This window comes from Arsenophonus sp. PmNCSU2021_1 (assembly GCF_036919435.1).
Taxonomy (GTDB): domain Bacteria; phylum Pseudomonadota; class Gammaproteobacteria; order Enterobacterales; family Enterobacteriaceae; genus Arsenophonus; species Arsenophonus nilaparvatae.
This window is the reverse complement of sequence record NZ_JAZHPL010000006.1, coordinates 369636-390908: the sequence shown is the minus strand read 5'-3', so window position 1 is coordinate 390908 and position 21273 is coordinate 369636. Positions and strand designations below refer to the sequence as shown.

The 21273-nt window shown below is 42.6% G+C and carries 13 protein-coding genes, 5 tRNA genes and 3 rRNA genes; 1 reads left to right on the top strand and 20 read right to left on the bottom strand.

Annotated features, from left to right (window positions below):
* Positions 1-63: 63 nt before the first annotated feature.
* The 12 genes from rpoB to V3224_RS14850 form a co-directional block, all read right to left on the bottom strand.
* Entirely contained in the window at positions 64-4092 is a 4029-nt protein-coding gene (rpoB, locus tag V3224_RS14905) for a DNA-directed RNA polymerase subunit beta (protein WP_334471428.1), read from the bottom strand.
* 345 nt (positions 4093-4437) lie between these two features.
* Complete coding sequence (rplL, locus tag V3224_RS14900) at positions 4438-4809, bottom strand: 50S ribosomal protein L7/L12 (RefSeq protein WP_334471426.1); 372 nt, start codon at positions 4807-4809, stop codon at positions 4438-4440.
* A 61-nt stretch (positions 4810-4870) separates the two neighbouring features.
* Positions 4871-5368 carry a 50S ribosomal protein L10 gene (rplJ, locus tag V3224_RS14895; RefSeq protein WP_334471424.1) on the bottom strand — a complete coding sequence of 166 codons (498 nt, stop codon included), beginning with the start codon at positions 5366-5368 and terminating at the stop codon, positions 4871-4873.
* 306 nt (positions 5369-5674) lie between these two features.
* A complete protein-coding gene (gene rplA / locus V3224_RS14890) occupies positions 5675-6376 on the bottom strand; it encodes a 50S ribosomal protein L1 (protein ID WP_032116419.1) in 702 nt (233 codons plus the stop codon).
* Between the two features lie 3 nt (positions 6377-6379).
* Positions 6380-6808 (bottom strand): 50S ribosomal protein L11, encoded by a 429-nt coding sequence (gene rplK / locus V3224_RS14885; protein WP_334471421.1) that lies wholly within the window; start codon positions 6806-6808, stop codon positions 6380-6382.
* Between the two features lie 143 nt (positions 6809-6951).
* Positions 6952-7497, bottom strand: a complete 546-nt coding sequence (nusG, locus tag V3224_RS14880) for a transcription termination/antitermination protein NusG (protein WP_334471419.1) — start codon at positions 7495-7497, stop codon at positions 6952-6954.
* Between the two features lies 1 nt (position 7498).
* Positions 7499-7882, bottom strand: coding sequence for a preprotein translocase subunit SecE (gene secE / locus V3224_RS14875; protein WP_334471417.1), 384 nt, complete (start codon positions 7880-7882; stop codon positions 7499-7501).
* A 280-nt stretch (positions 7883-8162) separates the two neighbouring features.
* Positions 8163-9347: an elongation factor Tu gene (tuf, locus tag V3224_RS14870; RefSeq protein WP_032116381.1), complete on the bottom strand. Its 1185-nt coding sequence runs from the start codon at positions 9345-9347 to the stop codon at positions 8163-8165.
* Between the two features lie 128 nt (positions 9348-9475).
* Positions 9476-9551 (bottom strand) — tRNA-Thr (locus tag V3224_RS14865).
* A gap of 6 nt (positions 9552-9557) precedes the next feature.
* Positions 9558-9632 (bottom strand) — tRNA-Gly (locus V3224_RS14860).
* 98 nt (positions 9633-9730) lie between these two features.
* A tRNA-Tyr gene (locus V3224_RS14855) sits at positions 9731-9815 on the bottom strand.
* 27 nt (positions 9816-9842) lie between these two features.
* Positions 9843-9915: transfer RNA gene (locus tag V3224_RS14850), tRNA-Thr, on the bottom strand.
* Positions 9916-10508: 593 nt separating this feature from the next.
* Between V3224_RS14850 and coaA the strand changes: the two genes are divergently transcribed.
* On the top strand, positions 10509-11471 hold the full coding sequence (gene coaA, locus V3224_RS14845) for a type I pantothenate kinase (RefSeq protein WP_334471414.1): 963 nt from the start codon (positions 10509-10511) through the stop codon (positions 11469-11471).
* Positions 11472-11512: 41 nt separating this feature from the next.
* On the opposite strand, the gene birA is transcribed toward coaA, so the two are convergent.
* From birA to V3224_RS14805, 8 genes are all read right to left on the bottom strand, one after another.
* The gene (gene birA / locus V3224_RS14840) at positions 11513-12475 is read right to left on the bottom strand and encodes a bifunctional biotin--[acetyl-CoA-carboxylase] ligase/biotin operon repressor BirA (protein WP_334471413.1); all 963 of its coding nucleotides are present in this window, start codon (positions 12473-12475) and stop codon (positions 11513-11515) included.
* Entirely contained in the window at positions 12472-13515 is a 1044-nt protein-coding gene (gene murB, locus V3224_RS14835; protein ID WP_334471411.1) for a UDP-N-acetylmuramate dehydrogenase, read from the bottom strand. The genes birA and murB overlap by 4 nt, the downstream gene beginning before the upstream one ends.
* Positions 13516-13856: 341 nt before the next feature.
* Positions 13857-14618 carry an IS21-like element helper ATPase IstB gene (gene istB, locus V3224_RS14830; RefSeq protein WP_334471409.1) on the bottom strand — a complete coding sequence of 254 codons (762 nt, stop codon included), beginning with the start codon at positions 14616-14618 and terminating at the stop codon, positions 13857-13859.
* A complete protein-coding gene (gene istA, locus V3224_RS14825) occupies positions 14605-15645 on the bottom strand; it encodes an IS21 family transposase (protein WP_334469161.1) in 1041 nt (346 codons plus the stop codon). The genes istB and istA overlap by 14 nt, the downstream gene beginning before the upstream one ends.
* 130 nt (positions 15646-15775) lie before the next feature.
* A 5S ribosomal RNA gene (rrf, locus tag V3224_RS14820) occupies positions 15776-15891 on the bottom strand.
* A gap of 154 nt (positions 15892-16045) precedes the next feature.
* Positions 16046-18949 (bottom strand): 23S ribosomal RNA (locus tag V3224_RS14815).
* A gap of 373 nt (positions 18950-19322) precedes the next feature.
* Positions 19323-19398: transfer RNA gene (locus V3224_RS14810), tRNA-Glu, on the bottom strand.
* Between the two features lie 87 nt (positions 19399-19485).
* Positions 19486-21030, bottom strand: a 16S ribosomal RNA gene (locus V3224_RS14805).
* The 16S, 23S and 5S rRNA genes sit together here with 1 tRNA gene alongside, the layout of an rRNA operon.
* Positions 21031-21273 lie beyond the last annotated feature (243 nt).

Here is a 21273-nt window from a genome sequence, read left to right as displayed (position 1 = left end):
CTCCTAAACCCAGTGTAACAATTTGTAAAGCTTAGTCGCGACTAAGCTTTACAACATCACTTATTACTCGTCTTCCAGTTCGATGTTAATACCCAGCGAACGGATCTCTTTCAATAATACATTGAAAGACTCCGGCATCCCTGGTTCCATCTGATGGTTGCCGTCTACGATGTTTTTATACATCTTAGTACGTCCGTTCACATCATCGGATTTAACGGTAAGCATTTCTTGCAAGGTGTAAGCGGCGCCATATGCTTCCAGAGCCCAAACTTCCATCTCACCAAAACGCTGACCACCAAACTGTGCTTTACCACCCAACGGTTGTTGAGTAACCAGACTATAGGAGCCTGTTGAACGTGCATGCATTTTATCATCAACAAGATGATTCAGTTTTAGCATATACATATAGCCAACTGTCACCTGACGTTCAAATTTCTCGCCTGTACGACCATCATACAATGTAATCTGACCGGAAGTCGGCAACTCAGCTAAAGTCAATAGTTCTTTGATTTCCTTTTCTTTTGCACCATCAAAGACCGGTGTCGCAATTGGCATACCTTTCTTCAAATTATGTGCTAACCGCAGAACTTGTTCATCAGAAAAGGTACTGAGATCAACTTTTTGACGAGGATCATCTCCTAAGTCATAAGCTTTCTGAATAAATTCTCTCAATTTGGCTACTTCACGCTGTTGTTTCAGCATGGCATTGATTTTATCACCAATACCTTTAGCTGCCATCCCCAAATGGGTTTCCAGAATTTGACCAATATTCATACGTGATGGTACGCCCAGTGGGTTCAAAACGATATCAACAGGGTTACCACTTTCATCGTAAGGCATGTCTTCAACAGGGTTTATTTTTGAAATAACACCTTTGTTACCATGCCGACCGGCCATTTTATCGCCCGGTTGGATTTGGCGTTTTACTGCCAAATAAACTTTAACGATTTTCAATACGCCTGGCGCTAAATCATCACCTTGAGTGATCTTACGACGTTTAGCCTCTAGCTTCTTCTCAAATTCGGCTTTCAGCTCATCATACTGCTCAGCTAATTGCTCTAGCTGGTTTTGTTTTTCTTCATCCTTTAAGGATAATTCTAACCAACGTTCACGGGGTAATTTATCCAGTTTTTCACCTTCAATACCGCCATTAGTTAGTACTGCTCGGATACGGGCAAATAGACCTGCTTCAAAGATACGCAACTCTTCAGTTAAGTCTTTCTTCGCATCACGAAGCTGCATTTCTTCGATTTCTAACGCACGTTTATCTTTCTCTACGCCATCACGGGTAAAGACTTGTACATCAATAACCGTTCCTGATACCCCATTTGGTACCCGCAGTGAAGAATCTTTAACATCAGAAGCTTTTTCACCAAAAATGGCGCGCAACAATTTCTCTTCTGGCGTTAATTGCGTTTCACCTTTGGGTGTTACCTTACCAACCAGAATGTCGCCGCCCGTTACTTCAGCACCGATATAAACAATACCTGATTCATCCAATTTAGATAATGCAGCTTCACCTACGTTAGGAATATCTGCCGTAATCTCTTCTGGCCCTAACTTAGTATCACGCGATACACAAGCTAATTCCTGAATATGAATGGTGGTGAAACGATCTTCCTGTACCACTCGTTCAGATACCAAAATAGAATCCTCAAAGTTGTAACCATTCCAGGGCATGAACGCCACGCGCATATTTTGACCAAGCGCCAATTCACCTAAATCAGTCGATGGTCCATCAGCCAAAACATCACCGCGTTCAATCGGTTCACCGAGCGAAACACATGGCATTTGATTAATACAAGTGTTCTGATTAGAACGCGTATATTTAGTCAGATTATAGATATCAATGCCGGCTTCACCAGGATACATTTCATCTTCATTAACTTTGATAACAATACGTGAAGCGTCAACATACTGAACGGTACCACCACGTTTAGCTACCGCTGTTACCCCAGAGTCAACAGCAACGGCACGCTCCATACCCGTTCCAACCAATGGTTTATCTGAGCGTAACGTCGGTACCGCCTGACGTTGCATGTTCGCGCCCATCAATGCACGGTTTGCGTCATCATGCTCAAGGAATGGAATTAATGAAGCTCCAACAGAAACAACCTGCTGGGTTGAAACGTCCATATATTCCACTTGATCTTGGCTGAATAAACTAGATTCACCTTTATTACGGCAAGTGATTAATTCTTCAACAAACCGACCATCATCATCTAAAACAGTATTCGCCTGAGCAATGATGTAGTTACCTTCTTCAATCGCTGACAAATAATGAATTTCATCAGTAACGATAGCATCTCGTACCAAACGATAAGGCGTTTCCAAAAAACCATACTCATTGGTTTGTGCATAGACAGACAATGAGTTAATCAAACCGATATTTGGTCCTTCAGGTGTTTCAATTGGACATACACGTCCGTAGTGCGTTGGATGTACGTCACGAACTTCAAAGCCAGCTCGTTCACGTGTTAATCCACCTGGCCCTAATGCTGAAATACGACGTTTATGTGTGATTTCAGACAGTGGGTTATTCTGATCCATAAACTGCGATAATTGGCTGGAACCAAAAAACTCTTTAACCGCAGCAGAAATAGGCTTCGCGTTAATCATGTCCTGAGGCATTAATGCATCTAAATCACCTAATGATAAACGCTCTTTAACCGCACGCTCAACTCGCACTAAACCAACACGGAACTGATTTTCAGCCATTTCGCCAACCGAACGAATACGACGGTTACCTAAATGGTCAATATCATCAACTTCACCTTTACCGTTACGAATACCAATGAGTTTTTTCATCACATCAATGATATCTTGTTTACTTAAGATGCTTGAGCCTTCAATTGCTTCACGATCTAGTGAGCGATTAAATTTCATGCGCCCTACAGCGGAAAGAGCATAACGTTCTTCAGAAAAGAATAAGTTCTCAAACAGATTTTCTGCCGCTTCGCGGGTAGGTGGCTCGCCTGGACGCATCATACGGTAAATTTCAACTAATGCACTTAAACGATCATTTGTTGGATCAGTACGCAAGGTTTCTGAAATATATGCACCATGATCTAAGTCATTAGTAAATAAGGTCTCAATGGTTTTATGACCGCCTTGACTTAGACGTGCCAACATATCCAGAGAAAGCTCTGTATTAGCTGTACAGATTAATTCGCCGGTACTTTCATCAATGTAATCTTTAGCTACCACTTTACCAGCAATATACTCAACAGGTACTTCAATACTGCTGATTTGGTCTTTTTCTAGCTGACGAATGTGACGTGCAGTAATACGGCGGCCCTTTTCAATATAGACTTTACCGTTGTCTTCAATATCAAAAGAAGCCGTTTCACCACGTAAACGTTCAGGTATCAACGTCATCAACAGTTTATTATCACTGATTTGGAAAATCGTTTTCTCAAAAAAGAGATTGAGGATTTCTTCGGTACCATAATCCATCGCACGTAGAATAATGGTCGCCGGTAATTTACGACGGCGATCAATACGAACGAAAAGATTATCTTTAGGATCAAATTCAAAATCTAACCATGAACCACGGTAAGGAATAATGCGTGCATTATATAATACCTTACCTGAAGAATGGGTTTTACCTTTATCACTATCAAAAAATACACCAGGGCTGCGATGTAATTGAGAGACAATAACACGCTCTGTACCATTGATAATAAAAGTACCATTATCTGTCATGAGTGGAATTTCACCCATGTAAACTTCTTGCTCTTTTATATCCTTTACTGTGCCTTCTGGTGCTTCACGCTCGTAAATAACAAGGCGTAGCTTAACCCGTAAAGGAGCAGAATAAGTGACACCACGGATCTGACATTCTTTAACATCAAATACAGGTTCACCAAGACGATAGCTAACATATTGCAATTCAGCATTGCCACTGTAGCTTTGAATTGGAAATACAGAACGGAATGCTGCTTCCAGCCCATTCTGACCTTCTAAATCTTGCTCGATAAATTTAGCGAACGAGTCAAGTTGGATAGATAAAAGATAAGGAACATCCAAGACTTGCGGACGTTTGCCAAAATCCTTACGAATACGTTTTTTCTCGGTATAGGAGTAAACCATAGGGTTCCTCAGCTTGCTGATCAGTGGCCCACTCTGTCCGTCCTAAAGGACAGCATCTGCAACACTATTTTTTGGAACGGAAAACAGATTATTTTCCATAATACTTATTGCTATTACTCTTAAATCATTTCATTGCATTATATAACTACCAAGCTTTAATTGTCAGAGTCACAAACGCAGTATATTAAGTCGTCAATAGCAAAAAGCATTGAAAGGATCACTCAGTAACTAAACAGTGTGAAATATTACTGATACCCTAATACACTTTATAGCGCAAAAAGGCTGGTGACTAAAAAATCACCAGCCGTCAGCCTATAAAATTAGGCTGCCAACTTAAAGCAAAGCTTATTTAACTTCAACAGAAGCACCCGCGTCTTCCAGCGATTTCTTCAATGTTTCAGATTCGTCTTTGCTTACAGCTTCTTTAATTGTTGCTGGCGCTGATTCTACCATTTCTTTAGCTTCTTTTAGTCCTAAGCCAGTTGCTGTACGAACAGCTTTAATAACCGCAACTTTGTTAGCACCAATAGCAGACAAGATAACATCAAATTCAGTTTTTTCTTCAACTGCTTCAGCTGCACCTAGTGCAGCAACTGCGACTGCTGCCGCAGCAGAAACGCCAAACTTCTCTTCCATCATAGTGATCAGTGCAACAACGTCCATTACAGACATTTCTGCAACTGCATCAAGAATTTGTTCTTTAGTTATTACAGACATAACAAGGATTCCTAAAATTCAGAAATATTTTATACGTTAAAAAGCAACAACGGAAATAGCTTTAAGCAGCTTCTTTCTGATCGCGTAGTGCCGCCATAATGCGAGCCAACTTACCTGCAGAGGCTTCTTTCATGGTTGACATCAGACGCGCAATTGCTTCTTCGTAAGTTGGAAGAGTTGCCAAACGATCGATTTGATTCGCTGGGATAAGCTCTCCTTCAAAGGCTGCTGCTTTAATCTCGAATGCTGGATTCGCTTTCGCGAATTCTTTAAACAAACGAGATGCTGCGCCCGGATGTTCATTAGAAAAAGCAATCAAGGTTGGACCAATAAACGCTTCTTTGAGGCACTCATAAGCAGTACCTTCAACAACACGGCGCATCAACGTATTACGAACAACACGCAGATAAACACCTGCTTCGCGACCTGCTTTACGCAGTTCAGTCATTTTATCTACAGCTACACCACGAGAATCCGCGACAACTGCAGACAGCGCACCTTCGGCTACTTCGCTGACTTCAGCAACAATCGCTTGTTTGTCTTGAAGATTTAGTGCCATTAGCTTCTTGCTCCTGGATTAACCGGGTTACCCCGGGACTCACATCACTCAAAACATCCCATATGTTTGAGCGTTAAATACGGTGAGCAGAATACAGAAATTAATCTTAGTGGCTCTGTCACCGTCTACGTAGGATATTAAGTAATCACTTACACCTACGGTCTTGGACGGGGCCTGGATAAGGCCAGGCACCAACCTAAATTCAGCGTTTGCTATTTTTCTGTTTAAAATAGAAATAGCAAACATAAGGCGCAAAATTCTATACAAATTTAACACAAAGGTAAAGCTAAAAATAATACTCAAAAATTATGCTGACGCAGATAATCCTGCTTGATCAACAGCAACTCCTGCTCCCATCGTGGTAGATAGGCTAATTTTCTTAATATAAACACCTTTAGCAGAAGAGGGTTTTGCTTTTTTCAACGCAACCAATAGTGCTTCAAGGTTTTCTTTTAATTTACTATCGTCAAAATCAACTTTACCGATAGTGGTATGAATGATACCGTTTTTATCATTACGATAACGGATCTGACCAGCTTTGGCATTTTGAACCGCTTCAGCGATATTAGGCGTTACTGTACCAACTTTAGGATTTGGCATTAAGCCACGAGGTCCTAAAATCTGACCTAACTGGCCAACAATGCGCATTGCGTCTGGCGAAGCAATAACAACATCAAAGTCCATTTCACCCTTTTTAATTTTATCAGCCAGTTCTTCCATACCAACTAATTCAGCTCCAGCAGCTGTTGCAGCTTCAGCATTTGCTCCTTGAGTAAATACCGCAACACGAACAGAACGACCGGTACCATGCGGCAAAACAGTTGCCCCACGAACATTTTGATCAGATTTACGTGCATCAATACCAAGATTAACTGCAACGTCAACGCTTTCTACAAATTTAGCCGTCGCTAATTCTTTCAAGAGTGTAATTGCTTCAGTAATATCATATTGTTTAGTTGCATCAATCTTTTCACGGATATTGCGCATACGCTTGGTTAGTTTAGCCATTGATTAAACCTCCACCACCAAGCCCATGGAACGAGCAGTACCTTCAATTGAACGCATCATCGCTTCAATATCAGCCCCTGTCATATCCGCAGCTTTAGTTTCAGCAATTTCACGAATTTGTGCGCTGGTTACTTTACCAACTTTCTCTTTATTTGGTGTACCTGAACCTGATTTAACACCCGCTGCTTTTTTAAGTAATACCGCGGCAGGTGGTGTCTTGGTTATGAATGTAAATGAACGGTCTGAATAGACAGTAATTACAACTGGAATTGGCAAGCCTTTTTCTAAGCTATCTGTCTTAGCATTAAACGCTTTACAAAATTCCATGATATTCACACCTTGCTGACCCAAAGCCGGACCAACAGGAGGACTAGGATTAGCCATGCCTGCTGCAACTTGCAGCTTAACATAGGCTTGTACTTTCTTAGCCATGCATATTTCCTCTAATTGGGTAATGTCGCTTCAATTATCAAGCTCCCCTGTATATATAATGACCTGTGCAATTTTCAGACCATAAAAAATAAAAGCGCGAAATTGTAGCTAAATTTCCCGCCTTTAGCAAGTTGTCAAGTGTATTACACTTTTTCTACTTGACTAAAATCTAATTCTACCGGTGTTGCACGACCGAAAATAGAAACCGATACTTTAAGACGGCTCTTTTCATAATCAACTTCTTCAACCACACCGTTGAAATCTGCAAATGGACCATCACTAACACGAACCATTTCTCCTGGCTCAAACAGTGTTTTGGGTCGCGGCTTATCCCCTACTTGCTGCAAGCGATTCATAATCGCATCAACTTCTTTGTCGCTAATAGGAGCTGGGCGATCTGGTGTACCACCAATAAAACCCATAACACGTGGTACACTGCGCACTAAATGCCAGCTAGCATCATCCATAGTCATTTGAACTAAAACATATCCTGGAAAGAATTTTCGTTCACTTTTACGACGTTGGCCACTTCGAATTTCCATAACTTCTTCGGTTGGCACCATCACTTCACCAAACTTATCTTCCATATCATGCAACTTGATATGTTCACGCAATGACTGGGCAACTCTAGCTTCAAAACCAGAAGATGCTTGAATAACATACCAGCGTTTTTTAGGGGATTCAGACATCTTAGAACCTCAGGCCTGTAATAAATGAAACTAAACGCACCAGTATAGCATCTAATCCCCAAAGAATTAGTGCCATAACGGCAGTAACTGCCGCAACAATTAATGTTGTCTGTAATGTTTCCTGGCGCGTTGGCCAAATCACTTTACGCATTTCAATACGAGCTTCGCGAGCAAATGCTAAAGTTGCTTTTCCTTTTGCTGTCCACAATGCAATGCCACCAGCAAGCGCGGCAATAGCAACAACTGCTATGACACGTAATGCAAGATTGTATTGTCGGAAATAATAATTACCAACAATAGCAATAACTAAAAGAATCGCGACTAATGCCCATTTTGCTACATCAAAACTACGTCCGCTTTCTTGAGCATCGCTATTCACACTCATAAATCAACCCGCTACTATGATATAATAAAAAGTCAATTTGCCTCGTAAAACAATTCAAATTTGACCGAAATAAAACATACCACTATTGTATCTCACTTTACGCCATAAACCAGTATGAAATTCAACTATTGAGAGACATCCAATAATTCTTTAATCAGAGCCTATCTCACCAATAATTAAACTACCATATAAACTATTGATGAGATAGGTTCTTAAATTATCCAAGCTAGTATAAAAAAGGCATCAGATGATGCCCTTTTTACAATTATTGCTCTAAAGATTAAGCAATAATTTTAGCAACGACACCGGCACCGACTGTACGGCCACCTTCACGGATCGCAAAACGCAATCCTTCATCCATCGCGATTGGCGCTATCAACGTCACTTTCATATTGATATTATCACCTGGCATTACCATCTCTACGCCTTCTGGCAACTCGATTGTGCCCGTTACATCCGTCGTTCTAAAATAAAACTGTGGACGGTAACCTTTAAAGAATGGCGTGTGGCGACCGCCCTCATCTTTGCTTAAAATATATACTTCTGATTCAAATTGAGTATGCGGATTGATTGAACCTGGTTTTGCTAATACTTGACCACGCTCTACATCTTCACGCTTGGTACCACGTAATAATACACCTACGTTCTCACCTGCACGACCTTCGTCCAGCAGTTTGCGGAACATTTCTACGCCCGTACACGTCGTTTTGGTCGTCTCTTTAATTCCGACGATTTCAACTTCTTCACCAACCTTAACTACACCACGCTCTACACGGCCTGTTACTACGGTTCCACGACCTGAGATTGAAAATACGTCTTCGATTGGCAACAAGAACGGTTTATCTATCGCACGCTCTGGCTCTGGGATGTAGTCATCTAATGCTTTCGCTAACTCTAGAATTTTCTCTTCCCACTCAGCAACGCCTTCCAACGCCTTCAACGCTGAACCTTTGATTACCGGCGTGTCGTCTCCTGGGAAATCATACTGAGAAAGAAGCTCACGCACTTCCATTTCAACCAATTCCAGCAGCTCTTCATCATCTACCATATCACATTTGTTCAGGAAAACGATGATGTAAGGAACACCTACCTGGCGACCTAATAGGATATGCTCACGTGTTTGTGGCATTGGACCATCTGTTGCCGCAACCACTAAAATCGCGCCGTCCATTTGTGCCGCACCGGTGATCATGTTTTTTACATAATCTGCGTGGCCTGGGCAATCAACGTGGGCATAATGGCGGGTTGGCGTATCATATTCTACGTGAGAGGTAGAAATTGTGATACCGCGCGCTTTTTCTTCCGGTGCATTATCAATTTGATCAAATGCACGTGCACTACCGCCATAAGTTTTCGCTAATACGGTGGTGATTGCTGCAGTTAAAGTTGTTTTACCATGGTCAACGTGGCCGATTGTACCAACGTTAACGTGCGGTTTTTTACGTTCAAATTTTTCTTTAGACATTAGATTGTCCCTCTAAGACACGGAATCGGTGGTTACACCACATTAAGCAAGCAGTAAAAGTCGCATACTCGTTGCTTGTTTTTTCGCAGGAAAAAAATCAGGGAACAATTAAGAACACATTCTAGGAGTGGTGCTGATAGGCAGATTCGAACTGCCGACCTCACCCTTACCAAGGGTGTGCTCTACCAACTGAGCTATATCAGCACATCTTGGAGCGGGCAGCGGGAATCGAACCCGCATGATCAGCTTGGAAGGCTGATGTAATAGCCATTATACGATGCCCGCGATGAACTCGGCTACTTGACTTTAATCAGCTGCAAATTTTATCTTAAGTATTTTGCATCGAGGTGGCATTTTAAGCTGAACACTTAAGATGAAACTTATGGTGGTGGGAGAAGGATTCGAACCTTCGAAGTCTGTGACGGCAGATTTACAGTCTGCTCCCTTTGGCCGCTCGGGAATCCCACCTTTTACTTATATCCAAATTTTTAATGATGCCGGCACCAAGAGTCGAACTCGGGACCTACTGATTACAAGTCAGTTGCTCTACCAACTGAGCTATGCCGGCATCAGCTGCTGCGCATTCTAGGTAGAGAACGAGCATGTTGCAACAAAAAAATTAAAATATTTGTTCTTTTGCTTATAAAACACTCACTTTAACCTTTTTTGCTGCTTTTTTCTATAGTAAATGTTTAAATACTCAACAGTATAAATTTTTTATTTACTATTTACTCTAGTGAAAAATGACATCAAATTTTTCTCACTAACACGAGTTTCGCACAGGCATATAAAGTTCTAGAAATGGCTTAAAAGCAATGGTTAATCTGCAAGTTACTAAAACACATAAATTTTATTAAATTACAATAATTTGTATTTAATTTATAAGGTTTTGTCTATTTATATATCATGCTGAATTAAACTTAAAAATAGCGCGTTTTTTTATTGGTGCGAAACTCGTGACTAATAAAAACGTATCGTAAAACATACAATATTATTTCATTGCTAAAAATAAAAAACGGATGAATTGTGATCAATTATTTAATTAATACAAAAAAACAGAAAAAACTCTACGCCTAAAGATATTCAATCGTTATTATGCAATCTATTTTTTTATTGGTTATGAATGATTATGACAACCTGTACACAGGTAAATGTTGACTTATGAAACAACAACAAAACTTTTCAATAACACCTTATTTAGAATTTGACCGTGAACATTGGGCAACATTACGTGATTCTGTTCCACTAGAGCTACTAACGCATAAAGAGCTGCTGGAACTGAAGGGTATCAATGACGAAATTTCAATGGATGAAGTAAATAAAATTTATCTTCCTATTTCACGGCTACTTAATTTCTATATCAGTTCAAATTTACGTAGACAAACAGTTTTACAACAATTCTTAGGTACTAATGGTACTAATGGTACTAAAGTACCTTATGTTATCGGTATTGCAGGCAGTGTTGCAGTTGGTAAAAGTACCACAGCTCGCCTATTACAAACTTTATTAAGTCGGTGGCCCGAGCATCGTAAAGTTGATCTTATTACAACAGATGGTTTCTTATACCCAAATCAGATTTTAAACGAACGTGGAATAATGAAGAAAAAAGGATTTCCACAATCCTATGATATGCACCGTTTAGTAAAATTTGTTTCTGATATAAAATCTGGAGTCAAACAGGTTACCGCTCCGGTATACTCCCATTTTACTTATGATATCGTTCCCGATAAAAAGCAAGTGATTGAGCAGCCTGATATTCTTATTTTGGAAGGTTTAAACGTTTTGCAAAGCGGAATGGATTATCCGCATGCTCCCCATCATGTTTTTGTATCTGACTTTGTCGATTTTTCAATTTATGTTGATGCCCCGGAAAATTTATTGAAAAAATGGTATATCAGTCGATTTTTGAAATTTTGCCAAGGCGCTTTTTCCGACCCTCACGCCTATTTCTACCATTATTCTAAATTAGAGCAAGAAGAAGCAATCAATACAGCTAAAACAATATGGGAAGAAATTAATAAAATAAATTTGGAAGAGAATATAATACCAACCAAAGAAAGAGCCAGTTTGATCATGACTAAAGTCTCTAATCATTCAATTACAAATGTTAGATTAAGAAAATAATTTCAAACATTGAGTCGATGATTAGCTTCGACTCAATTGTTCTAATTATCTGGCCGTAATGAAATTTCACCACCTATATAAGAAACAATTTCACGATTTTGTTCTAACAAAATTGCGCCGTGTTCATTAATACCTTTCACGATACCGATTTCAAGGTGATCACCAATATGTAATCTTACTTTTTTATGTAAAAAATTATCCAACGCCAGCCAACGCTTAATAAAAGGAACAAGACCATATTTCTCAAATTGCACTAATTCATGACGTAATGCCATAATGATCTGACCTGCGATCACATTTCTTTCTATTTGAATACCAGCCTGCTCAAGATTAATCCATCCTTGATTAATATTTGTTTCATAATTACGACTCATTGCAATATTAAGCCCAATACCAATCACAATATGTGCCGCATCGCCAGTTTTACCTACCATTTCAATTAAAATACCTGCAAGCTTTTTTTCATTAAGATAAAGATCATTAGGCCATTTAACTTTTATATTACTACCACTCAATTTATTAAGGGTCTCAGCTATCACAATCCCCGCAACCAAGCTTAGACCCATGGCAGCAGCCGGCCCTTGGTCTAAATGCCAGTACAATGATAAATAAAGATTACAGCCGAAAGGAGAAGCCCAATATCGACCACGCCTCCCTCTACCGGCTGTTTGATATTCTGCAACACAAGCATCACCAGAACTTAATTGATCAATGCGCTCAAGTAGATATTGATTGGTAGAATTAATAACCGGTTTTACTATTATATTTCCGCGTCTCACTAAACCATAAATTCGCTCGTAGTCTAATAAATCCATTTTTCTAGTAAGTTGGTAACCCTTACTAGTAATAGTATTAACCTCAATACCCCATTTACGTAGTGTGTGAATATGTTTATTAATACCAGCTCGCGTCATGCCAAGTAATTCACCCAACTGCTCGCCTGAATGTATACTACCATCAGAAAGTATTTTGATGAGTTTTAAAGGAATAGTTACATCTTTCATGAAATAGCATCCATAGCATTTACTTCACCATATTTACCAATAAAACGCACTTCTGGTTCTAGTGTAATAGCAAATTTCTCTATAACCTTTTTTCGGATATAACGGGCTAAATCTACAATATCTTCTCCAGTCGCATTATTTTTATTAATTAAAATCAATGCTTGCTCCTTATGTACTGCCGCGCCACCACATTGATAACCCTTTAGATCACATTGATCAATGAGCCATCCAGCAGCAAGCTTTACTGTACCATCAATTTGAGGATATTCTGGACATCGAGGATAATGGGCCTTTATTTCATTTGCCGCCATACTAGAAATAACGGGATTTTTAAAAAAACTACCCGCATTTCCTACCAAAAATGGATCAGGTAACTTACTTTGCCGGATTTTACAAACAGCGTCAAAGATAGTTTCCGCTGTCACTGTTTGTGCTGCTAAGGAAGTCAAACCAGCATATGTTAATCTGGGTTGTTGCCATAGCTTGTTAAGCTTCAGACCAACTGCAACAATAGCAAAATTTTCACGATATTTATGCTTAAAAATACTATCCCGATAACCAAATTGACATTCAGCGGCATCTAAACGATATTGTTGACCATTATTTAGATTAACAATATCGACATAGTGACATGCATCTTTAAATTCCATACCATAAGCACCGATATTTTGTATAGGCGCAGCCCCTATAGATCCCGGAATTAACGCCATATTTTCTAATCCATAGATGCCATTTTTTATAAGTGTTTCAACCAATTGATGCCAATTATTTCCTGCGCCAACATGAATAAACCATTCCTTAGCTGATTCAGTTATCTCTAACGCCATAATTCGATTTAAAATAACCAGGCCATCAAAGTCACTAATGAAGAGAACATTACTCCCGCCGCCCAATAATAAAATAGGCCACCCTTTTAGTCGTGCATTTTTCCATAACATAAGCAACTCTTCTACTGAAGTAGCCGAGTATATTGCTTTTGCCTTAGCATCAAGACTAAAAGTATTATATTTTTTTAATTCATTATGATTATCAGAATGCATATATCAAAACTCAATTAATATATATAGTCTACACGAGTTTCGCACCAATAAAAAAACGCTCTATTTTTAAGTTTAATTCAGCATAATATGTAAATAGATAAAACCTTATAAATTAAATATAACTTATTGTAAATTAAGTGAATTTATGCATTTCAGTAACTTGCAGATTAATCATTACTTTTAAGCCATTTCTAGAATTTTATAGGTCTGTGCGAAACTCGTGATATAGTAATTATATAGTCTATTAATGTAGATATATAGAGAATAGATAAGTGTCAACGATCACCGAAAACTGATCCACTTTTTATCTAAATACGATCAATCAAAATTGATCCACTGTTTTACTCGGTTATTGCTCCTGATCGCCGCTTATCTTTCAATCGATAGCTTTCACCGCTTAATTGCAGTACATGCGAATGATGAAGTAAACGATCAAGCATAGCGGCGGTTAATGTTGCGTCATCAGCAAAAGTACCAGGCCATTGCCCAAATGATAAGTTACTCGTCAATATGACACTACCATGCTCATAACGCTTGGCAATCACATTAAAAAATAGGGTTGCTTCCTCTCGCCCAAACGGCAAGTATCCAATCTCATCTATGATCAACAACTTCGGGGCCATCACCGAACGTGATAGATATTGTTTGAGCTTATTTTGTCGTTTGGCAGTTGAGAGTTGCAACATCAGTTCAGCCGCTGTTGTAAAGCGAGTTTTCTTCCTAGCCTGTACTGCTTTTAATCCTAATCCAATAGCTAAATGCGTTTTACCTACACCACTTGGGCCAAGCAATACGACATTTTCATTACGTTCAATAAATGTTAATGCGCTTAATTCCTGTATTTGTTGTTTAGGAACACTCGTTGCAAACTTAAAATCGAACGTATTAAGTTCTTTGTGTACTGGGAATCCTGCCATCCGACTCAAGAGATTACGAGTTCGTTCATCTCGTTGTTGTTGCTCACATTTTAATAGGGACAGTAAAAACTCTCCGTAGCTTTTGTCTTGGGCAATGCATTGTTCTGCAAGTGATGACCAATGACTGAGAACAGAATTTAATTTCAATGACTGACACAGGTGTTCAATTTGTTCATGCAATAACATGTTCACCTCCCAGCAATGCTTCATATACGCTGATTGAGTGTTGCAAATTGACAGATTCAAGGGGCGGTACGATACGAATATTAAGCGTATTAGTCTGCGGGATAGATTGGCAAACCCTCGCTGGTAAGGGAAGAAGATACTTAACTTCCTTAGCTAATCTGTCTGCTGGCTTTTCTAACGTTGTTCCATGAATCCGCTGATGGGCAACGCGTTGTAACCATGGACCCACTTTTGCGTTGGCTATCTCGATATCTAGTTCAAGATTATGAGCACGAAGGTCGGTATTTAATGGCACTATAAAACTGTTTTTTAAATAGTGGTTAAAGCGCTCTACTTTCCCTTTCGTTTTTGCCCTGTAGGGCTTGCAAGCCTTCAATTTAAAACCGTAATCTTTCGACATTTGAAGCATTTCGACATGCAATTTATGTTCACCTTCTGCATAAGCATCCCGTTCGATGATGAGGGATTTTGCGTTATCACACAATACTTCCTGTGGTACACCACCAAAATAGTCGAAAGCTTCTCTTAAACCTTGTTGCCACGATCCTGCTCGTTCATTATCAAAGAACTTTACATAACTAGCACGCGAATAGCCTAGTGTTGCAACAAACGCTTTTAGGGATTTTTTACCTCGCCGGATGCTGGTGAAGTCGATTTGCATTTGTTGACCTGGCTGTGTTTCAAAACGGACGACAGCTTCGGGAACAATGCTTGGTTTAAATTGACAAACAAATCGGCGTAACTGAGCAATACCGCCTTGATAACCTCTTTCAGCTACCTCATCAAATAACACTGTTGCAGGGATCCAATCAGGTTTAGCCAATTCAATTCGCTGAAGCAAATAAGGTTTAAAGGGTGCCAGTTTACTCGGTTGTTGACTTCTTTTAGCATAAGTTGGCATTGCCTGTTGTTGTAAATGATGTTTTACGGTGTTACGGGAAATGCCTAATTCACGGGCAATTTTTCGAAGGCTTTGTCCTTGTGTAAAGCGAACATGAATATCCACAAATATCTCCTTGGTTAACATAAATTACCCGTACAAAAATGTACGAATAATACCAAGTGGATCAGTTTTGCATGATCGGTGACAGAGTTACAAAATCAAACAATAAAACGTCAAAAAGCCACCCTTGGGTGGCTTTCTTAACATAATTAAAGTCTGGCAGCTCCCTACTCTCACATGGGGAGACCCCACACTACCATCGGCGCTACGGCATTTCACTTCTGAGTTCGGCATGGGGTCAGGTGGGACCACCGCGCTATTACCGCCAGACAAATTCTTTTCTATTTATCCCGTCTTATTTCGCTGCCTTACAGTCTGCTCACCTACCTCAGTAGCGAACACACCTCGGCCTTCAGTAAAATCCGACCAGATTCAATCTCAAAACAAGCTAAAATTCTCTCTCTCAAAACACCTTCGGTGTTGTCAGGTTAAGCCTCTCGGGTCATTAGTACTGGTTAGCTCAACGTATCGCTACGCTTACACACCCAGCCTATCTACGTCCTCGTCTCGAACACCCCTTATAGGACATTACTGTCAGGGAAGACTCATCTTGAGGCAAGTTTCCCGCTTAGATGCTTTCAGCGGTTATCTCTTCCGCACTTAGCTACCAGGCGATGCCATTGGCATGACAACCTGTACACCAGTGGTGCGTCCACTCCGGTCCTCTCGTACTAGGAGCAGCCCCCCTCAATCTTCCTTCGCCCACGACAGATAGGGACCGAACTGTCTCACGACGTTCTAAACCCAGCTCGCGTACCACTTTAAATGGCGAACAGCCATACCCTTGGGACCTACTTCAGCCCCAGGATGTGATGAGCCGACATCGAGGTGCCAAACACCGCCGTCGATATGAACTCTTGGGCGGTATCAGCCTGTTATCCCCGGAGTACCTTTTATCCGTTGAGCGATGGCCCTTCCATTCAGAACCACCGGATCACTAAGACCTACTTTCGTACCTGCTCGCGCCGTCACGCTCGCAGTCAAGCTGGCTTATGCCTTTGCACTAACCTCACGATGTCCGACCGTGATTAGCCAACCTTTGTGCTCCTCCGTTACGCTTTGGGAGGAGACCGCCCCAGTCAAACTACCCACCAGACACTGTCCTCAGCCCGGATTACGGGCCCAAGTTAGAACATCAAACATTAAAGGGTGGTATTTCAACGTTGGCTCCATGCAGACTGGCGTCTACACTTCAAAGCCTCCCACCTATCCTACACATCAAGGCTCAATGTTCAGTGTCAAGCTATAGTAAAGGTTCACGGGGTCTTTCCGTCTTGCCGCGGGTACACTGCATCTTCACAGCGAGTTCAATTTCACTGAGTCTCGGGTGGAGACAGCCTGGCCATCATTACGCCATTCGTGCAGGTCGGAACTTACCCGACAAGGAATTTCGCTACCTTAGGACCGTTATAGTTACGGCCGCCGTTTACTGGGGCTTCGATCAAGAGCTTCGCCTTACGGCTTACCCCATCAATTAACCTTCCAGCACCGGGCAGGCGTCACACCGTATACGTCCACTTTCGTGTTTGCACAGTGCTGTGTTTTTAATAAACAGTTGCAGCCAGCTGGTATCTTCGACTGGCTTCAGCTCCGGATGCTAGACCCTTCACCTAATGCCAGCGTGCCTTCTCCCGAAGTTACGGCACCATTTTGCCTAGTTCCTTCACCCGAGTTCTCTCAAGCGCCTGAGTATTCTCTACCTAACCACCTGTGTCGGTTTGGGGTACGATTAATGATTACCTATCGCTTAGAGGCTTTTCCTGGAAGCTGGGCATCAACTACTTCACCACCTTGGTGGCTCGTCATCACGTCTCAGTGTTGTAGCAGTGCGGATTTGCCTACACTACCCACCTACTCGCTTAAACCGGGACAACCGTCGCCCGGATAGCCTAGCCTTCTCCGTCCCCCCTTCGCAGTAACCCTTAGTACGGGAATATTAACCCGTTTCCCATCAACTACGCTTTTCAGCCTCGCCTTAGGGGTCGACTTACCCTGCCCCGATTAACGTTGGACAGGAAACCTTGGTCTTTCGGCGAGCGGGTTTTTCACCCGCTTTATCGTTACTTATGTCAGCATTCGCACTTCTGATACCTCCAGCAGACCTCTCAGTGCACCTTCTACGGCTTACAGAACGCTCCCCTACCCAACAACATCTAAATGTCGCTGCCGCAGCTTCGGTGCATGGTTTAGCCCCGTTACATCTTCCGCGCAGGCCGACTCGACCAGTGAGCTATTACGCTTTCTTTAAATGATGGCTGCTTCTAAGCCAACATCCTGGCTGTCTAAGCCTTCCCACTTCGTTTCCCACTTAACCATGACTTCGGGACCTTAGCTGGCGGTCTGGGTTGTTTCCCTCTTCACGACGGACGTTAGCACCCGCCGTGTGTCTCCCGTGATAACATTCTTCGGTATTCGTAGTTTGCATCGGGTTGGTAAGTCGGGATGACCCCCTAGCCGAAACAGTGCTCTACCCCCGAAGATGAATTCACGAGGCGCTACCTAAATAGCTTTCGGGGAGAACCAGCTATCTCCCGGTTTGATTGGCCTTTCACCCCCAGCCACAAGTCATCCGCTAATTTTTCAACATTAGTCGGTTCGGTCCTCCAGTTAGTGTTACCCAACCTTCAACCTGCCCATGGCTAGATCACCGGGTTTCGGGTCTATACCCTGCAACTTAACGCCCAGTTAAGACTCGGTTTCCCTACGGCTCCCCTATGCGGTTAACCTTGCTACAGAATATAAGTCGCTGACCCATTATACAAAAGGTACGCAGTCACACCCTTTCAGGTGCTCCCACTGCTTGTACGTACACGGTTTCAGGTTCTATTTCACTCCCCTCGCCGGGGTTCTTTTCGCCTTTCCCTCACGGTACTGGTTCACTATCGGTCAGTCAGGAGTATTTAGCCTTGGAGGATGGTCCCCCCATATTCAGACAGGATAACACGTGTCCCGCCCTACTCTTCGAGTTCACAACACTTACCGTTTCAGATACGGGGCTATCACCCTTTATTGCTGGCCTTTCCAGACCCTTCTCCTGCGGTAAATATTGATGTTGACTCTGGGCTGCTCCCCGTTCGCTCGCCGCTACTGGGGGAATCTCGGTTGATTTCTTTTCCTCGGGGTACTGAGATGTTTCAGTTCCCCCGGTTCGCCTCGTTTGACTATGAATTCATCAAACGATAGTGCATTAATGCACTGGGTTTCCCCATTCGGACATCGCCGGCTAGTACGCTTCATATCAGCTTACCGACGCTTTTCGCAGATTAGCACGTCCTTCATCGCCTCTGACTGCCTAGGCATCCACCGTGTACGCTTCATTCGCTTAACCTCACAACCCGAAGGTGTCTCTTATCAAATAATACACAGGCGTCAGGGCTGCGCCGTGCGAAATTTTTTGTTGTGCGGTGCTCGTCATGCTCACGTACTTATGTACGCTGCGCTGACTGCGCGCCTACGCCGCAAATTTCACCCTGCTCGCCATGCCACTCGTCTGCCTATTTGAATAACACTTCAAATTGGAGTTTGAGAGTTCTCCACATTATTTTTTCAATAATGTGTGTTTCAATTTTCAGCTTGTTCCAGATTGTTAAAGAGCATAATTAGTAAACCAACTCACTAAATTGGTTTAATCATTATTGCGTAAAGCACAAACGGTGCACAACACTAAAAGCGTGATGCACCGCCTTTCTAAATCACTAAAGTGGCGCCCACTAGGGGATTCGAACCCCTGTTACCGCCGTGAAAGGGCGATGTCCTAGGCCTCTAGACGAAGGGGACTTCAAGCTCTTCAGTCAATCTTAGATTGGCTTTACGCGTTATTTCATCAGACAATCTGTGTGAACACTCACATTCCATCTATCTAGGTAAGGAGGTGATCCAACCGCAGGTTCCCCTACGGTTACCTTGTTACGACTTCACCCCAGTCATGAATCACAAAGTGGTAAGCGCCATCCAAAAAGGTTAAGCTACCTACTTCTTTTGCAACCCACTCCCATGGTGTGACGGGCGGTGTGTACAAGGCCCGGGAACGTATTCACCGCGACATGCTGATCCGCGATTACTAGCGATTCCGACTTCATGGAGTCGAGTTGCAGACTCCAATCCGGACTTCGACGTACTTTCTGAGTTCCGCTTCCCATCGCTGGCTCGCCTCTCTCTGTATACGCCATTGTAGCACGTGTGTAGCCCTACTCGTAAGGGCCATGATGACTTGACGTCATCCCCACCTTCCTCCGGTTTATCACCGGCAGTCTCCTTTGAGTTCCCGACACTATTCGCTGGCAACAAAGGATAAGGGTTGCGCTCGTTGTGGGACTTAACCCAACATTTCACAACACGAGCTGACGACAGCCATGCAGCACCTGTCTCAGCGCTCCCGAAGGCACTCCTCTATCTCTAAAGGATTCGCTGGATGTCAAGAGTAGGTAAGGTTCTTCGCGTTGCATCGAATTAAACCACATGCTCCACCGCTTGGGCGGGCCCCCGTCAATTCATTTGAGTTTTAACCTTGCGGCCGTACTCCCCAGGCGGTCGATTTAACGCGTTAGCTCCGGAGGCCACAGTTCATGACCACAACCTCCAAATCGACATCGTTTACAGCGTGGACTACCAGGGTATCTAATCCTGTTTGCTCCCCACGCTTTCGCACATGAGCGTCAGTCTTTGTCCAGGGGGCCGCCTTCGCCACCGGTATTCCTCCACATCTCTACGCATTTCACCGCTACACATGGAATTCTACCCCCCTCTACAAGACTCTAGCTAACCAGTCTTGAATGCCATTCCCAGGTTAAGCCCGGGGATTTCACATCCAACTTAATTAGCCGCCTGCGTGCCCTTTACGCCCAGTAATTCCGACTAACGCTCGCACCCTCCGTATTACCGCGGCTGCTGGCACGGAGTTAGCCGGTGCTTCTTTTGTCGCTAACGTCAATTGCTAAGGTTATTAACCTTAACACCTTCCTCACGACTGAAAGTACTTTACAACCCGAAGGCCTTCTTCATACACGCGGCATGGCTGCATCAGGCTTGCGCCCATTGTGCAATATTCCCCACTGCTGCCTCCCGTAGGAGTCTGGGCCGTGTCTCAGTCCCAGTGTGGCTGATCATCCTCTCAGACCAGCTAGAGATCGTCGCCTAGGTGAGCCATTACCCCACCTACTAGCTAATCTCATATGGGTTCATCCGAAGGTGTGAGGCCAGAACGGTCCCCCACTTTGCTCCTTAGAGATTATGCGGTATTAGCCACCGTTTCCAGTGGTTATCCCCCGCCTTCGGCCAGATCCCCATACCTTACTCACCCGTCCGCCGCTCGCCGGCAAGGAAGCAAGCTTCCTTCCGCTGCCGCTCGACTTGCATGTGTTAAGCCTGCCGCCAGCGTTCAATCTGAGCCATGATCAAACTCTTCAATTAAAAGCTTGATGCTCAAAGAATGTTTTACTGACCGTAACGCCCTTTTGTTCAACCCGCTTTGCCGATGTTTGACCACCTTCGCCGCTGCCGTCCAAAATAACGTTACTGCATATTAGTTCATATATGAATTAACTGTTTGTCACTCTTCAAGACTTTAAAATCAAATATTTTTTGATGATGTCTTGCGAGTGCCCACACAGATTGTCTGATTAATTGTTAAAGAGCGTCCGACCTGAGCCGCGA

What these genes read in the sequence shown, in the direction of transcription:
- rplL (WP_334471426.1), bottom strand. Translation starts at nt 4,809, where the DNA reads ATGTCTGTAATAACTAAAGAACAAATTCTTGATGCAGTTGCAGAAATG.
- secE (WP_334471417.1), bottom strand. Translation starts at nt 7,882, where the DNA reads ATGAGTGTGAATAGCGATGCTCAAGAAAGCGGACGTAGTTTTGATGTA.
- rplA (WP_032116419.1), bottom strand. Translation starts at nt 6,376, where the DNA reads ATGGCTAAACTAACCAAGCGTATGCGCAATATCCGTGAAAAGATTGAT.
- murB (WP_334471411.1), bottom strand. Translation starts at nt 13,515, where the DNA reads ATGCATTCTGATAATCATAATGAATTAAAAAAATATAATACTTTTAGT.
- nusG (WP_334471419.1), bottom strand. Translation starts at nt 7,497, where the DNA reads ATGTCTGAATCCCCTAAAAAACGCTGGTATGTTATTCAAGCATCTTCT.
- rplK (WP_334471421.1), bottom strand. Translation starts at nt 6,808, where the DNA reads ATGGCTAAGAAAGTACAAGCCTATGTTAAGCTGCAAGTTGCAGCAGGC.
- birA (WP_334471413.1), bottom strand. Translation starts at nt 12,475, where the DNA reads ATGAAAGATGTAACTATTCCTTTAAAACTCATCAAAATACTTTCTGAT.
- rplJ (WP_334471424.1), bottom strand. Translation starts at nt 5,368, where the DNA reads ATGGCACTAAATCTTCAAGACAAACAAGCGATTGTTGCTGAAGTCAGC.
- istA (WP_334469161.1), bottom strand. Translation starts at nt 15,645, where the DNA reads ATGTTAACCAAGGAGATATTTGTGGATATTCATGTTCGCTTTACACAA.
- istB (WP_334471409.1), bottom strand. Translation starts at nt 14,618, where the DNA reads ATGTTATTGCATGAACAAATTGAACACCTGTGTCAGTCATTGAAATTA.
- tuf (WP_032116381.1), bottom strand. Translation starts at nt 9,347, where the DNA reads ATGTCTAAAGAAAAATTTGAACGTAAAAAACCGCACGTTAACGTTGGT.
- rpoB (WP_334471428.1), bottom strand. Translation starts at nt 4,092, where the DNA reads ATGGTTTACTCCTATACCGAGAAAAAACGTATTCGTAAGGATTTTGGC.
- coaA (WP_334471414.1), top strand. Translation starts at nt 10,509, where the DNA reads ATGAAACAACAACAAAACTTTTCAATAACACCTTATTTAGAATTTGAC.